The organism is Streptococcus sp. V940 (assembly GCF_054353495.1).
The window spans coordinates 952499-969988 of sequence record NZ_JBTHHZ010000001.1; the positions used below are offsets into that span (position 1 = coordinate 952499).

At 40.8% G+C, this 17490-nt stretch carries 4 protein-coding genes; 1 reads left to right on the forward strand and 3 read right to left on the reverse strand.

What is annotated here, in order from left to right; translation table 11 throughout:
- Positions 1 to 3: 3 nt before the first annotated feature.
- Positions 4 to 1146: a cysteine desulfurase family protein gene (locus tag ACXYSM_RS04860; protein ID WP_458634550.1), complete on the reverse strand. Its 1143-nt coding sequence runs from the start codon at positions 1144 to 1146 to the stop codon at positions 4 to 6.
- A gap of 136 nt (positions 1147 to 1282) precedes the next feature.
- Here ACXYSM_RS04860 and ACXYSM_RS04865 point away from each other — a divergent pair, with 136 nt between their 5' ends.
- Entirely contained in the window at positions 1283 to 1684 is a 402-nt protein-coding gene (locus ACXYSM_RS04865; protein WP_006153423.1) for a DUF6556 family protein, read from the forward strand.
- Between the two features lie 144 nt (positions 1685 to 1828).
- Here the strand turns inward: ACXYSM_RS04865 and ACXYSM_RS04870 are convergent, their stop codons facing one another.
- Together ACXYSM_RS04870 and ACXYSM_RS04875 are read right to left on the reverse strand one after the other, a co-directional pair.
- Positions 1829 to 10342 (reverse strand): SIALI-17 repeat-containing surface protein, encoded by an 8514-nt coding sequence (locus ACXYSM_RS04870; RefSeq protein ID WP_458634551.1) that lies wholly within the window; start codon positions 10340 to 10342, stop codon positions 1829 to 1831.
- 154 nt (positions 10343 to 10496) lie between these two features.
- Positions 10497 to 17348: a SpGH101 family endo-alpha-N-acetylgalactosaminidase gene (locus ACXYSM_RS04875; protein ID WP_458634552.1), complete on the reverse strand. Its 6852-nt coding sequence runs from the start codon at positions 17346 to 17348 to the stop codon at positions 10497 to 10499.
- Between the last annotated feature and the right edge of the window lie 142 nt (positions 17349 to 17490).

The following is a 17490-nucleotide window of genomic DNA, read 5'->3' on the forward strand; positions in this document are numbered from 1 at the left end:
CTCCTATCTTACTTTTTTAGTTTGATTGTAGATTAATTTTAGTTTGGTCAAAAATTGCTCAACTTGACTCATGTCATTTTCTAGGTCTAAACTAAGGCGTACCGCTGACTGGGCCTTATCTTTTTCAACCCCCATGGCAATCAAGGTCCCAGCAGGTTTTCCTGCCTTGGACGAGCAAGCAGAGGTTGTGGAAATGAAAATATCATAGTCTTCAAATGCATGAACGATGACTTCACCACGGACACCCTTAATCCCAAAAGTCAGAATATGAGGAGCAAAGTCTTCCTCACCTGAGAAAACAAAAATATCTGGATATTCAAGAAGGGCTTGACGGATAACTGCCTTCATCTGACTCGTTTTGTTAGAAAACAATTCCAATCTTTCCATAGCTAGACGCAGTGCCTTGGCTGTTGCTGCAATTCCTGCTACATTCTCAGTTGTTGAACGATAGTCACGCTCTTGGCCACCACCAGTTAATAGGGGGGTGATTTTCTTGCCAGACTTGATATAAACAAATCCAACACCACGAACTCCGTGGAATTTATGACTAGAGAAGGTCGCAAAATCCACTCGGTCAGTCAAATACTTTTCTGTCGGAAGCTTAGCTAAAGCTTGAACCGCATCAACATGGAAGGAAATCGTTGGCTTATCTGCTAATAGTTCTGAAATGGCTTGGATGGGTTGGATGGAGCCGATTTCATTGTTAACAGCCATGATGGAAATAAGTGTGGTATCAGGTCGTATTAGACTTTCTAATATCTCCAAATCCACAAAACCTTGCTCATCTACTGGTGCAAAATCCACCTCAAATCCTTGAGTCTGAAGCCAAAGAGCAGACTCCTTAACTGCTGGATGCTCAATTGCTGACACAATAACGTGTTTACCAAACTGAGCTTTTTCAAAAGCGACACCTTTGATAACCCAGTTATCTCCTTCGGTACCACCAGAGGTAAAGAAGATTTCTTCGCTTTTCTTACCAATTAAATTTGCAATCTGCTGACGAGAAGCTTCTAAAATTCTGGTAGACTGATCACCCAAACGATGAAGGCTAGATGGGTTACCAATAATTTTTGCAGACACCTGCATGTAAGTTTCAAGTACTTCAGGATAAGGCTTGGTCGTAGCCGAATTATCAAAGTAAATCATTGTTTCTCACACTTTCTAAAATCACTCCTTCTATTGTAACACGAAACAGTTCAGGCGACAAGAAATGCCGTTCAGGTTCATTTAAGTTTTTTTTAAAGATTTTGGGTATAATAAATCATGGTAAAGGAGAGAAATTATGTCTAACTATCGCAGAAAATCAAAACCTAAAACTGAACATATCAAAAAAGGCTTTACCGTCTTTCAAAAAACAATTGCAACTTTAGCCAGTATCCTTGGTTTGATTACAGCTAGTATCACTATCATGAATGCTTTGGATAAAAACAAGGATCATAAAGATACGACTCCACAAACAACCATTATCAAGGAAGTTCAAAAGGAAGCTCCCGCTGAATCCAATGCACCTGCACAAAGTCAGTCTAATAATCAAGAAACAACTCAAAAAGAAGAAGTTCAAACACCTAGCAAGAAAGAAGATACAAAATCAGATGACAATTCTCAGAAAAATGAGCAATCTGATTCTTCATCAAATACTCCAACTACTGAAGCAGGAGTTAGCGCTAATAACGGAGCATCCTAAACATTGCTCAACACCAACGGTTACTTTGTTGGTGTTTTTATTTGCTAGTTTTTCATTTCATTTTTATCACAAAAAACCAGGAACTAGTGTCCCTGGTTTTTCTTTTTTAAAACAAGATATTCTGCATCGAATGAAGATTCGTACTTAGTCTTCTTTCCCTTTTTTGATAAAGGTTGCAGAGAGAACCAATCCAAGACTAGCTAGGAAGGCTAAGCCTACTGAATCTTGCTCACCAGTTGCTGGAAGTTGACCTTTAGCTTCAGTCGCTGGTGCATTTGGTCCTTCTGGTTCTTGTTTTTGGTTTGTTGAACTTGAAGGTTGCTTGTGATCCGCAATTGGTGTAACTGGGTTTGCAACAGGCTCTTTATATTCTGGAACCTCATTCTTAGCTGCTTCAACCCAATTAACGCCACCCTTGAATTCTGGGAGCTCATTCTTGTCCGCTTCAACCCAATTGACGCCACCCTTGAATTCTGGGAGCTCATTCTTGTCCGCTTCAACCCAATTAACGCCACCTTTGAACTCTGGAATGTCATAAACAGCCGCTTCTGCAGCATTAACGCCACCTGTAAATTCAGGAATTTCAACTACTGGTGGTTGCTGTTCTCCCTTACTTGAAAGAACTTCAGGTTCTGGAGTTGGTTTCGGATCTGGGGTTGGCTCTGGATCTGGAGTTGGCTTCGGATCTGGTGTTGGCTCTGGATCTGGAGTTGGTTCTGGATCTGGAGTTGGCTTCGGATCTGGAGTTGGCTCTGGATTTGGAGTTGGTTCTGGATCTGGTGTTGGCTCTGGATCTGGAGTTGGTTTTGGATCTGGAGTTGGCTCTGGATCTGGAGTTGGCTCTGGATTTGGAGTTGGCTTCGGATCTGGAGTTGGTTCTGGATCCGGAGTTGGTTCTGGATCCGGAGTTGGTTTCGGATCTGGAGTTGGTTCTGGATCTGGGGTTGGTTCTGGATCTGGGGTTGGCTCTGGATCTGGAGTTGGTTGCTCAGGTTCTTCTGAAAGTTCTTGGTAGTAAGTCGTCATTTCATAGAACTCTGGCTTGCCACCTTCCCAAATGAGTTTGACATCAAGCAACGGAGCCTTATCTCTGACTGCAAATGTTTGGAAGCTTGAAGTAATTGCTCCCAAATCTGTCCAAGCACCGTCTCTGTCTGTTTTCAGAGTACGAGCAAGTAGACGCGCTGCTACTCCTTGAGGCAGACTAGAAACAAGTCGGATGTGGTTGGCATCTGTTGGTTCTGACAAGTGGTAAACTAGCTCACCCTGGTCTTTCTCAGCCTTATAGCTTGTCAAGACTTTGCCATCTACAAGATTTGTGTAAAGGTTGCCTCGACTTTCTCCACCGTTTCCTTGAACAGTTGGGTCGTTGATAGGTTTCACAAATTCGCCGTCATTGATAACTATCTCAGTAAATCCAACAAAACGAGCATCGTAATTAGCAGTGAAGAGAACACGGAGATAGTTAGCTTTAACTGGACTTGCAAGTTCACCTTCAATGTAGCGATTTCCAGGCATCTTAGAATCATGTGTCCATCCATCTGTCAATGAATCATCGCGCATTTCATTAGCGACACCATCACCTACTGTCACAACATCTGTCCATGTCTTACCATCTTGACTAACCTGAATCTTACCATCACGAAGATAGTTCTTCGTACCATCTTGGATATAGGCTCTAATCTTCTTGATTTCACGTTCGCTACCAAGTTTCAAGGTAATATGACCATCTTTACGTGCATAGTCAGAGAACTCTACAAAGTTATTGTAAACACCATCAAACAACTGATCCAAATTCTTGATCTTGCGAACATCATTTGCTCCATAGTAGGCATCAATTCCCATAGATGTAGAATCAAGTTTAGTTGGCTCCACTTCTTTTGTCTTAACGAGTAAAGATGTCGCTGTCACTGCTTGTTCTTGGTCAGTCTTATTAACCAAACGAGCATAACGCACCAAGGACTTATCAGTTACTTGGCTAGCTGGATACCATTCTTGTGCATTTGGAGAGAATTCCAAGTCAAGGGCTGGATTTCCAATACCAATAGCCTGAATGCTTTCAGCCTGGTGTAGACGGTCTAGCTTCATACCCAAGTAGCTATGAGCTGGAAGCTTAGTGCCACTTGGAATTTGCATGTCATAACGACCGAGACTGTCATATACTGGAGTTGATTTCAAACTTTCAACATTAGTATCTGTCATCTCGCTATTGCCAGCACGTGTTTCAACTGAGAAGTCAGCGATACGCCACCATAGATTGATATTCTTGGTGTTACGAACACGGATGTAGCGAGCTGAAATTGGAGTTTCAATTTCTTTGGTTTGTTCACCAGTCAATCGATCCAATTCTTGCCATGAAGTACCATCTGTAGAATACTCAAGAACGCCTTCTGCCAATTTATCTCCAGAACCTTGAACGAGGCGAACCTTAGTTACAGGTTTGACTCCACCCAAGTCTAGTTGAACCCAACCACCGACTGGAGTTGTATCTGTTCGATCAGCATTTGCCAGCATGGCTTCCGTATTGTCACGACCATCTGTAATCTGAGCAACTGTCGTATTGTACTTGTACATAAGATTTGGACTGATGGTCACTGTAGCTGCCTGTTTAGGACGACTTACTTCTACAGGACGGTTCACAGCGATTTCTCGGACAGCAAACCAAGTGTTCTCACGATCAGAAGTTGCAATCATTCGAACAGCTTTAGCATTGATATTGAGATTTTCAAATTTAAGAAGAGGCTCATTACCAGTGTAGCTTGGTTCTGAAAGTGTTACCCACTCATCATTTTCATTGAGGTACTCAACCTTAGCATTGTTAAAGGTATCGCGTGGATTTGCTTGAGTTCCCATTGCAAATGTCAAGTTTTGAATTGGAACAGCTTTATTAAATTTCAAACCAATATAGTCACCAGTTTGGATGCTGTTTGGTGATTTGATAAGGGCATGTGTTCCTAAATCTCCGTCAGTGACTTCAGCAAGTCCACCTTCTACACCTGTACGGTTTGTGATAAAGGTGCTGATTACTTGGTCTGGGTGTAGGGCTTTTTGAACTTCAGTTGCCAATACTTCACGAAGGCCAAGCAAGAATGGACGGATATGTTGTACACCCAATTCAGCTCTTTCATCATGGTCTACATAATGGAAAGTATAAGTTTGTGATTGTTCATAAAGTTTCAAGCCCTTGTAATAGCTATCCCAAAGTCTAGCAGAATCATTGTTTTCAATAGCTTCTGATCCATCTAGGAAAGCACTCAAAGCATCCATTTGGTCAATAGCATTATCCAACCAGTAGTGGATTTGAGCACGCATCTTTTCATCACCAGATGCTTTATAAAGTTGTGCTGCAGCTTTTATTTTAGCAAATTCTGCACGCAATTCTTGACGCTCTGCACTGACATCTTGACCAGCTTTCAACTTAGACATGAAGGCCGCCAATTTTGGTGCGAGTTCAACAGACTCTTCTAACTTCACAACACGACCATCCATGTTTTGGTTGATCATATGTTTACCAAGTTCACGGAAGGCAACAGATGTTTCACTGTCAGTAAATTTACCTGTTTCAACAAAGTTGAAGGCGATGTCATTTACTTTCTTAGCTTCTTCTTCAGACTTCCATTGTTTCCATGCATACTGAGCTGCCGAGAAGAGGGCAATCTTAGAAGGCTCAGATTGTTGCATTGGATTCAACATGATACCTGAAAGGAGGCTTGGGTCCACATTTGGATGAAGGAATTTCTCACCGCCACCCAAAATCAAGTGTTGTTTAGAGTTATCTGTAACAGGCCAGTTAATCCATAGAGCAACTGGGCGGTAGGTCTTACCTCCTGCAGTCAGATTATTCTTAAGGTTTGAAAGGAAGCTTTCAGATACTTCACCCCAAATCTTACCACCAGTAAGGGTCATAGAAGTTGAAGTTGGAAGATTTTCATTTAGAGATTTCAACTCATCTTCACGACCATTACCCCAATACTGACCTGGGACAAAAATCATTTCCTTACGAAGGCCAACATAAGTTGCTTGTTTTTCAGTCAACCAATCTGTCATGTCCTTCATCAAGCGGTTGTAGCTATTATAGCCACCAACTGGGCTTGGAGCATCATCGGCCAAAATACCGAACTCACGAACGCCGACATCCATCAATTGAGTGAACTTAGCCTTAATGGTTTCAAGGTCTTTTTGGTAATCAGCATCGTTACCAAAACGGATACGGTTGTTCATGAATGGGTGGATGGTCCAAACATAACGAGTCTTGTTTTGGTTTCCGACACGCGCCAATTCACGGATTTCAGCTAATTTTTCTTCTGGATAAAGTTCACGCCATTTCTTGTTGTGATATGGATCATCTTTTGGTGCAAAGAAGTATTGAGTCAACTTCAAGTCACCACCATAGCGCATCAATTCAGCACGATCAGCATTGCTCCATGGATTCCCATAGTAACCTTCGATAAAACCACGATTCTTAATTTCAGCGTAGTCTTCAACAGTTACATTACGTAAAACCGGAGCTTCACTTTCATTAAGCATGTGTTTAAGAGTCGTCAATCCATAGAAGACAGCATCTGTATCTTTACCGACGATAGAGATTGTATTGTTCTTAATTGACAAAGCATAGGCATCAATCTTATCAAAGAGTCCTTGAGAAATACCAGATATTTCTTTTTCAGCCTGTGAATGTTGACCATGAACACCAAGATAGATATTTGTAGCACCTGCTACTGCTGCTTGACTACTTGTATAAGAGATTTGATGATCTTGTAGTACACTCTTCAAGCGGTTGCGAGTATAAATATCTAGCTGATTACCCATGACAAGATTCACTTGTTTTTGAAGTTTAGTGACACCTTCACCATAAGTGACTTTTTGTGGTGTTGGGAATACCTTGTATTCTTTCTTGAGATAGTCTTGACTTTGTGCTGCAGCAGCAATTGCATCATCACTGGCTGGTTTTGTGGCTACAAATCTATCAGCAAGTTCAGTTGTACCATCACCCACCTCTTCAACTCTTGGTGGCTCTGGAGTCACCGGTTTCTCAGGAGTTACAGGTTTTTCTGGAACAACTGGTTCTTCAGTTTCACTATCAGAAAGTGGCTTGAGTAGTTGAATTTCTGCGGCACTACCAAATCCTGCGACACCTGACAGAACTTTAAATTCTACCTTATTAGTTTCAACTGCTGCAAAATTAACAGTTTTTTCTTTAGTATTATTTTCCCAAGTTCCTGAAGCAACTTTAACCATTTGACCATCTTTTTGAGCATAGATTTCATAAGAGGTCACGACTCCGTTACCACCACCTGGACGTGGAAGATAAGTCAAACCATTGACTTTTTCAGGAGCGTTCAAATTCATTGCAACGGTATATGGAGCTTGATGTCCAGTCCATTTAGAATGCCAGAAGGTATTTGGATCATTATCGAAAGCTTTTTCTACTGGCCCTTCAGTCTCTGTTCCTGGTGTTTCCTGACTAGTTGCAGAAACTGTGAAGTGATCTGTTGGGATTAAACGTGGGTTTACAAATGCTTCATTTGACAACTCTGCACTATGCAAGATTCCTTGGAAACCACCGATTGTTTCAAGTGGAAGTACCAAGCTATTGTGAGCCAAGCGAGGATGAGCTGGATTTGCAATCCGTTCAACCTTTTCGCCATCTACATAAACTTCTGTTTTTTGTGGTTTCGTAACAACAGAGATTTGATAACGTTTATTCTTCTCTAGCTTCTTGTCAAATTGAATATGGAATTGTTCAAATTTATAAGCTAAGTAGCCATCCTTGTCCGCAAGATAAAGTTGGTTGTCCCCACTTGTAGAGAAGACTTGCTCTCCATCACCTGTAACAGTTACATCCAATTTCAAAACATGACTAGGACCAACATCACCTACTAAACCTTCGATACTAGAATCTTTTTCGAAGTTCAAACCTGCTTCTGTTTTCTTCACATTCTTAGCAAGATATTCCTTGATAGTTTCTGGTTTAATTGTGAATAGGTCGCTATCTTCTATTGTCTTTTCTGGATTTGAACGTGGTGCATAAACACTTGCTGGTTGAATACGTTCTGCATAGGTCTTTGCTGCACGGTCTGAACCCCAAGTGCGTTCTGCAGTAGACTGCATACTCTTGAAGAAACGTTTAAAGATATCGTAAGAAGTAAGTCCAGTTTCATGGAGGTCAATGTTGTCATTCCAGACTGCATGACCACCACCAAGGATATTTGGATTAGAGGCTTCTAAGCGTGGTCCTCCACCTGTTGAGAAGTCATTTGGTGTCCAGCGGTTGTATTGAGTTTCATAGTTTGCATAATCCCCATAACCACCTTGACTATTGCTTCCACTTGGAACACTATAGGTTGGAATATCTGTGATATTGATAATCTTGGCACCCTGAGCAATTGCTGCCTGTGGACGTTGCCAGTGGATACTCCAGATATCAACTTCTACATCTTTCCAATCAACAGGTGTAGTTCCTTGTTTGGCAGAGAGTGAACCCCAAATACGCGGTGTTAGGCCTTTGCCTTTGATGTACTGGATCATATCATTGACATAGCGACGATAGCTTTCTGGACTTCCATAGTACTCATCTGTACCGATATGAACAGTAGAAACGCCATGAAGTGGTGCATCTTCACCATCGAGCAATTTATCATAGACTGATTTGACAAAAGCGAGCGTCTCTTCGTACTTGTTATCCAAGTCCAACATAGCTACACGTTCTACATTGTGTTTTCTGGCACTTAGTTGGCCCTTATACATCAAGTCTGGACGGACCTTAACAAATGAAAGGGCGTGGCCTGGTGTGTCAATTTCAGGAACAAGGTTAATATGCAAAGCTTTAGCTAACTTGATAATTTCTTGCATTTCTTCCTTGGTGTAATGCTCGTCAGATGTTAATTTCTCACCATTTTCACCGACAACATCAGTTTCTACACGGAAGCCTGTCTTAGCATTTTTAAGAACATAATCCAGTTCCTCTTGAGGAGTAAGATTTTTCCCTGCTAAATGATCTTTTAAGAAGATATAGTTGTCATTCAAGTGCAATTGAAGATCGTTCATCTTGTAGTAGGCCATGTTGAGCATGATATCCACAAGCGTATCATAAGGGATAAACTTACGACCTGTATCTAGCATAAAGCCACGATGGCTAAAGCTTGGGAAGTCACGGATTTCTCCGTTTTGCAAGTCATTTTCTCCCAACTGAAGAAGGGTACGAGTTGCATAAAAGGCACCAGTATTGGTTGCAGCTTCTACAGTAATAACTCCATCTTTAATGGTGATACCATAGCCTTCTTTGCCATAACCCTTGTCTTCAACCTTTTTAAACTCAATACGGTTTTGCGCTTCTTGACCACCGGTTGCGACTTCCAAACCACGATTTTCAAGGTCAGTTTGGTAGAACTTAGCTTCCTTATCAAACCCAGAATTCCCAACGGAAATGACAGTTTCTGAAGTAATAGAAGTTTTACCATCAGTGCCGTACCATTGTTGAACTGCTGGAGCAACTGCAGGTTTGGTCCCAACGCCTTCATCAGCGTGCAAGCCTTTAATGACAACTTCAAATTCTTTTGTGAAGGTATGGTTATCATTGGTTTGTTGGACCATCACTTTGACATGTTGTTCTGTCAGCGGTGTGTAGATTTTATTATTTAGGTCGATAACACCTTGCTTATTGCTTCCAATCAAGCTAACTTGACCTGGTAATTTAGGCAAGACAAGTGATTTCCCATCTTCAGCAACAGCTAATTCTGTCACTTGGCGAATATCTGTTGGTTTGCTAGCGTCTGGAATGTTTGAGTAAGCACGAATTTCTTGAATACCCACATTTTTCCATTGCATAGTACCGGCTTGATAATCTGTAATTTCAAGTTTAAGATACTTAGCTTGAACGGCTTCTTTTAAGTCAACTTTTTCATCTAGAACCGGAGTTCCTGTCCGTTGATGAGCCAACTTCCATTCTCCAGGACCTGATCCATTGACTTCGTCTTGACCTGCATAATAGAGATTCCAAGATTTGATGTTTGGATCATTTTGCTCGCCACGAACACGACGATCCCAATCAATTTCCACATGCTTGATTAAGGTTGTCTTTTCAAGCTTAAATTCGATTGTTGGTTTCACAACATCACGGTCAGTTGCCCAACGAGTATCTGGATTTCCATCAATCGCCTTCTCAGCTGTAAATGGTGTGTTGGCTTCATGGTTTGATGCTGTCGCAGTAGCCTTTTCCAAATGATTGACATCTGGAGTTTCAACCAATTCTTTAGTAACTGGCTTTTCTGCTGGTTTAGCTACTGGTGCTGCTTCTTCTTTTGGAGTTTCAGCTGGTTTTGGTGTTGCTTCTTCCTTAGGAACTGGAGTTTCAGCTGGTTTTGGAGCTACTTCTCCAGTATTTTCAGGCTGAGCTTCCGCATCAGTCGGATTCGTTTCAGTAGGATCAGTTGGTTTAGCTGATTCAGCTTTTTCAATAGCCGCTGCTATATCCGCTGGTAACTTATCCATGGGCTGAACCTGTGTCACCGTGCCTTCTGTCTCTGCAGGCCCTTCTGTTTCTGCTGCTTGAACCATACCAGCACCAAAAATGCTTGCACCAATCATGACAGAAGCCGCGCCTATTGCAAACTTACGTATACTGTAATGACACCGTCTCTCAAAAAAATGTTTTCCCATTTTCTATATTTCCTTTCCAACGCTTAAACTGGGTAAGCGTTATCATTTCCCTTTTTAAAAAGGGAGGACCAAGAGGTCCTCTCTAGGTGTTTGGTTTTCTCCATTACAATAAGTTAGGAGTTTGAGTTTTCATAGTATAAAACTCTATTATATTTTAATCTTCTTTTCTTTTTTGAAGAAATAGAGCAGACATTGCTAATGTAAGACCAGCTAGGAAGAGGTGTTCAGTTGTGCCTTCACCTGTTTCAGGAAGTTTGGACTGATCTGCTTCTTTTTGTGCTGCTTGCATAGCAGGTGTTGGTGTTAGAGCTGGTTTCTGATCAAGTTTTTCTGCAACTGGACTTGTCTGATTGTCTCCTGCACCTAATGTTTCTTTATACTCAGGAACATCATTCTTAGCTGCTTCAACCCAATTAACGCCACCCTTGAATTCTGGGAGCTCATTCTTGTCCGCTTCAACCCAATTAACGCCACCCTTGAACTCTGGAATGTCATAAACAGTCGCTTCTGTAGCATTAACTCCACCTGTAAATTCAGGAATTTCAACTACTGGTGGTTGCTGTTCTCCCTTACTTGAAAGAACTTCCGGTTCTGGATCCGGAGTTGGCTCTGGATCTGGAGTTGGCTCTGGATCTGGAGTTGGTTTTGGATCTGGAGTTGGTTCTGGATCTGGAGTTGGTTTTGGATCCGGAGTTGGTTCTGGATCTGGAGTTGGCTCTGGATCTGGAGTTGGCTCTGGATCTGGAGTTGGTTTTGGATCTGGAGTTGGCTCTGGATCCGGAGTTGGTTCTGGATCTGGAGTTGGCTCTGGATCTGGAGTTGGTTTCGGATCTGGAGTTGGCTCTGGATCTGGAGTTGGTTCTGGATCTGGAGTTGGTTTCGGATCTGGAGTTGGCTCTGGATCTGGAGTTGGCTCTGGATCTGGAGTTGGCTCTGGATCTGGAGTTGGTTTTGGATCTGGAGTTGGCTCTGGATCTGGGGTTGGTTTTGGATCTGGAGTTGGTTTCGGATCTGGAGTTGGCTCTGGATCTGGAGTTGGCTCTGGATCTGGAGTTGGTTTCGGATCTGGAGTTGGCTCTTCAGTTTCTTTAATTTCTTTCAAGCCTTCTACCAATTTATTAAGTCCGTTTGGAGTTAATAAGTTATGTTCTGCAAGACCATTCTTGTACGCTTCAACAGCCGCCAAGTATTCTTTCGCATCTTGACGATCAATCTTACGAACACGTTCTACTTCAGCATTGTATGCAGCTTCATCTAATGGTTTATCATCTTCAATTGGAAGGACGAAGCGTAATTCCGCTGCTGAAATATGTCCAGGATCACCGTATGTTTCGTTACCAGTAAAGATAGCTTTCTTCACTTTGATTGGAGCATCGAAGTTAATCACTTTTGTTTTCGCATTATTTTCCCATCCAGTAAAGCTAAAGTTATGTTCTTGTCCTTTTTCATCAATCACTGTAAGGCTACCGCTCATCACACGTCCGTTTGGACCTGAAGGGCGAGGAACATATTCAAAGCGAGTTGATTCCATCGGATTATTGAACTCTACTGTTAATGGTTTTCCTAAGCTATTCACTCCATAAGGTGTATGCCATAAAGTATTTGTATTTCCATCAAATGCATACCATACATTATCTGCTTCTTCATAAGGAGCATCAAGATCATGAATATCGTCCCAATCTGGAGCGCTACGTTTCACCGCAAGTTTTTCTTTAGCCTCGTTAACGCGTTCTACAAGAGCTTTAGCGTCATCCACACTAATATCATCGTCTGCTTCTAATAAAGCTGCTACAGCGTCTTTATAAGCATTTAATGAATCTTGTTTGTAGTTGCCATTTACGATTGGAGTATTCTTTTCGTATGCTTCATCGATGATCATCTTACCAGTTAACTTAATTTCTTCAATTTCAAGGTTATCTAACATAAAGTCTTTATAACCTTTGAAGTTGATTTCGTTGTTATCTGTAGCTCCTTTAGTATCGGCACCACGCGCATTTGAGTAAATACCAATCCAAGTGTTTCCACCTTTTTCACCAGTAACATAGAAGCTTACTTTCTTAGGAGTTGATGAATTTTCCCAAGTGTTTTCTAAGTCGTATTTCGTTAATTTACTACGACGAGAATTTTCGCCATTACCGATAACGAATGAGTATGCTCCATTTGAACCTGCTTCATACTCGAAGGTTACTTTATAAGTCTTACCTTCTTCGAAGCGGAAGTTTTGTGGAATTGTTTGGTAAACGAGTTTGTCATAACCTGATAAACCGTTCGTCTTCAATGACCAATTGCCTTCGATGACATCGTTGACTTTCTTACCATTCCATCCACGTTGAGTATATGGTTCGTGTTTCTCAGATAAGTGAGTACGGTTATCTTGTACGCCTTCAACATCGCCGACTACGAATGGGAAGATACCTTGAGGCACTTCTTCAAAGTCTTGTTTGAATTTACTATTTCCTGTATCGTGTTTTTCGTTGTACATTACAGATTGATTTTCAAATACACGAATTTCATCGAAGTAAGTTGCTGCTGCATCCGCATCACGTCCAAGTTCTAATGTCACATTAGAAACATCTTCGCCTGTTGTGAAGTATACATACATGTTTTGGAAGTAACTTGTATTATCCACAGTTGCGTTCTTTGAAAGTGTGTTATGCGCATGTGCTTGTACATAGTTCTTCGCGATTGATTTGTTAGTGTAGTTAGAAATCACTTTGTCGCCTACACGGATTGTGATATCTGCACGTGCATCACTTCGGTTATCTACACCTACATAAACAGCATATCTTGTATTTGGTTTCAAGTCTGTTAAGCGTTGTTTCAATGTCACACGTTCAGTGTTTCCTTGAATACGTAACATTTCGTTAGCCCCTTGAGATTTCACGATTTCAGCGTGTTCGCTGTCACCCGTTTTTTCCCAATGATCTAATGTTCCGCTGTTGAAACCTTGGTCATAGATGTGTAGACCTTCACTCCATACCATTGTCTTTTTGCCTTGAGGAGCTTTGTAAAGTACATATGGTTGGTTCGCATTTCCCGTAATTTGAATCTTACGGTCTGCGCCGACTGTTAATTCTACAACATCTTTCTTACCTTGGTCTGTTAAACGGTAAAGGTATACTTTATCTCCAGTCCAATCTTCTGGAAGAGTCCATTCAGTTGTTCCACCTTCAGTTGTGTAGAAGTACATCTTTTCTTTGTCGCCTGTTAAAGCTTTACCATTTTCATCCCAGTTCCATGGTACTAAGTAGCTTCTACCATTTTCGATGACACGACCGTTTAATGTTGTGACACGTTTACGGTAATCTGGGCTATTAGGGTCGTTTGATTGACGAACAATTTTCACTTCGTCCCCATTGTCATTTGTTAAATGTACTTCCATCTCTGGAGTCCACTTGTAGTTTTGACCGTTGTCGCTCATCGCAACTGGGTCACCGTTCACCCATTTAGAAACTTTGTAGTGTTGGAAGAACTTCGTCATGATGTTGTTTTCGAAGAGGTTACGAATATATCCTTCGTAGTCGCTTCGACCTTGCCATCCTTCGAAGTCTTTCATGTTATATCCACCAAGTAATGGATAGTTAGCGGCACCACCGTAGCTTGGATAGTCACCCACCCATGAGTCTTTTTGGTGGTTACGAATGAATCGAGTGATATTTGAGTTAATACCCTTCAGTGAATATCCACCGTAAGTTAAGTCAGCTGCCCAGTGTTGGAATGTTGAGTCATATTCTGCACCGAAGCCCCACTCGATAGCCATACGCCATCCTTGAGAGTTTAATTCTTTAGCAAGTACGTGAGTTGGCCAAGCAGTGTTATCTCCTGATTGTCCGTTACCCCAAACGTCCACATAAATGAAGTCTAAGTCAGCACCTAATTTTTCTCTTAACTCTTTCCAACGATCCAAACGTCCATGAGCTAAGTCATATTCTGCATCGATGTTGATACCTTGGTCTAACCAGTTCCAACCGTACATATATGTTCCGTCAGAGTTTCTACGTAAAATAGCTTCACTGAAGTATTTAGATTCAGGATATGTTTCAGAAGCATTAACGTGAATACCGATTTTAGCTCCATATTCTTTTGATCTTGCTAATAATTTCTTGAAGTCTTCAACGCCACCGATTCTCTTACCGATATCCGCATAGTTTAAGTGACCTGAGTCGTGACCTTCACTACCATACCCTTTAAGTAGGATTGATTGGCCTAAACCATCTGTGTGTAAGTTAATCTTCTTAATACCATCTAATGTCATTAAGAATGGGTTTTGCGCTTGAGATGCGAAGTTCATCGCAATACGATACGCTACTAAATCTGGAACAGATTCTGCCCCTTTAGGATTGTTCATGATATTACGATATGCAATCGCACCATCTTGCCAGTCCACCACATTATCTTTGTTTAAGTCTTTTGTAATGACTACTTTAGAACTTGGTAATTCTAATGTGTATTCTGGGAATACTAAGTTCTTATAAGCACGTTGGTACCAGTAAGGTGAGCTTTGAATACCTAAGTAGTTTACGCCTTCAACACGTTCTAACGCTGTTGTTAAACGTGCAAAGTCATTTCCTCTATAAGTAAATTGAGAGTTACTCCAAACAGATGCTGCTAATTCATTAGAAGAAACAAATCCATACATGAAGCCGTAAGTATATTCATTCATCTTGCCTTCTTTCAAGTCTAAATGATAGTCTCCACGGTTATGTGTGTTTGTAGACATTTGAGCTCCGTCGAATTTTGCGCCTTGTTTGTTAGAACCAACAGAAACAAGTGTGTTTCCTGGGAATTCAATGGTTTGGATTAATTTGCGAACATTGTCGACTGGTTTACCCATTTCGACATTGTTTTTGTTCACTACTTTTGTCACATCGAAGTGCATTTCGTTGCCGACTAATTGTAATTTTACAGTGATTTCAGCGTTGATGAATTCATCATCGTTTCTTACTTTCATTACATATTCTGCAGTAGTGTCATCAATCTTACGGTATTGAACTTCTGGAGTGACTAATACACCGTTGATTGACATTTTATCTAATTTTTGAACTTGACCTGTTAACGTTTTTCCATCTAATTCATATTCTTTAACACGTGGAAACGCTGTGTCGATAATCGCTTTTAATTGTTCTGATTGTAAAGTTTCATAGTGAACATCTTGGTCATTGCGACGTAACCCATCATCCACAGCTGGAGTTTCTTCTTCAGGTTTGATGTTATCTTGGTTATCCGCTTTGATCGATACAGAAGATAATTCTGTACCGTAAGTACCAGCTTTGAGGTAAACTTTATTCACATCAGCTAAAGAGTTCTTGACAACTTCTGGAACGACTTCTGTGCTAAATAAATTTTGTCCATTATTTGTAGCATTTAATTGACCGTCTTTTTTGTAAACGATAGATAGGTGGTTTTCTTCACCTACATTTGGTGCTTCTACACGAGTCTTACTATACCAAGTGTTTACATTTGGTCCTTTGTATTGCCAGAACCAACCGCCCTTGTCATACCCAACAAAGATGTTGTTATCATTATCTTTATATTTTAGATATACCCCAAAGCGTGTTTCAGCTGGAGGAGTGTTTGCCTTGAACGTTAAGTCAACGCTTACATTTCCTTCCGCATCCGCCTGTAATCCAGCTTTTTCAAATAAAGCTTCGTTTGCTCCATTGTCGTTAGCTGTTGTTGAAGTTAATTTGTTGTAGCGTACTCCGCCTTCTTCAACGACTTCAACATTCCCTTTCACACGGCTTACTGAGTCCCACTCTTTTTTCACTTCGGCAGTAGCGTCGCTAGTTTCTTCCGTTGCTGCTTCAGCTGGTTTATTCTCAGCTGGTTTGTTTTCAACTGGTTTTTCTTCCTGAGGTTTGTCCTCTTTTGGTTTTTCTTCTTTATCTTCAACTTGTTTATCAAGTGCATCTAGACCCACTGGTTTAGTTGTTTCAATACCTTTGATATAGTTTTGAATCCACTCTAACTGAGCAGGTGAGAAAAGAATACCACCACTACGTTTACCAGATACACCGTTTTGATGAATCCCAATTAATTTTCCATTTTCATCAAAGATTCCGCCACCACTGGCACCAGGTTCACTTCCTTGATAGCTAATTCCACGAACACCCTCTCCATGGTCATTAATATCTTCGACAGTGGTATTAAGGATTGGATCGAGCACTCCTTTTGGATAGCCAAATACATGTACCTTATCTCCTGTCTTGATAGTTGATGGTTTATCCGCAACTTCAACTGGAGCATTTGCAAGAGGACTGCGAAGTTTGACAATAGCTAAGTCATTTTTATAACCTTTCAGGAAGCCTTCACGATCCCAGTGTTTTACATCATTTTTACTAAATTTAACGTCTGGTGCACCTTCATAAGAAACTGTATACACATCTTTATCACTATCAATGTTATCAGCTACCTTACGATTATTGCCATCCGGAACATCCTTGATAAAGTTATGAGATACTGATAAGACAAGATTTTCTCCGATAACAACCCCACTACCAATACCAGCTTCGCTCTTAATTTCAACAGTCGCACCGTAGTTCAATTCACCGTTTTTTGTTTTAGCAACATCTTCTGGAACTAAACTTTTATCTTCTTTTGCTAAATCATCTTTTGAAGCAGAATGTCCACTATCTTCAGCCTTATCGAGTTTTTCACGCAAATCTTTTGGAAGTTCATTTTCGGTTGTTTCAGTTGCAGATGGTGCTACCGCTTCTTTTTCTTTCGCAAGTATTTCTTCCTCAGTTTTTGGTCCCTCAGTAACTTCAGGAGAACCTTGATCTTCCCCAGGTTTTGGCGCTTCAAAATCATGTCCATTATCATTTTTTGCATTTGCCAGAGCAGCTGCTAAATCGGCTGGCATATTTGCAGTAGAACCAGTTTGTGCTGTATCTGCCAAAACAGTGCTTGTTCCAAAGAATGTTGCACCAATGACAACAGAAGCAACACCTAATGAAAATTTCCGAATACTATATTTACAACGTTTTTCAAATAACCTTTTATCCATTATTTTTATTCCTTTCTGCTTAAAAAGTAAGCGTTTGCATTTTATCTTAAAAAAATAACCCCCTTCATTTTTTTCGCTTATTTTTTAAACATTTAAATATTTCTTATACCATTTTAATATATCAAAACCTAGTTTAAAAATC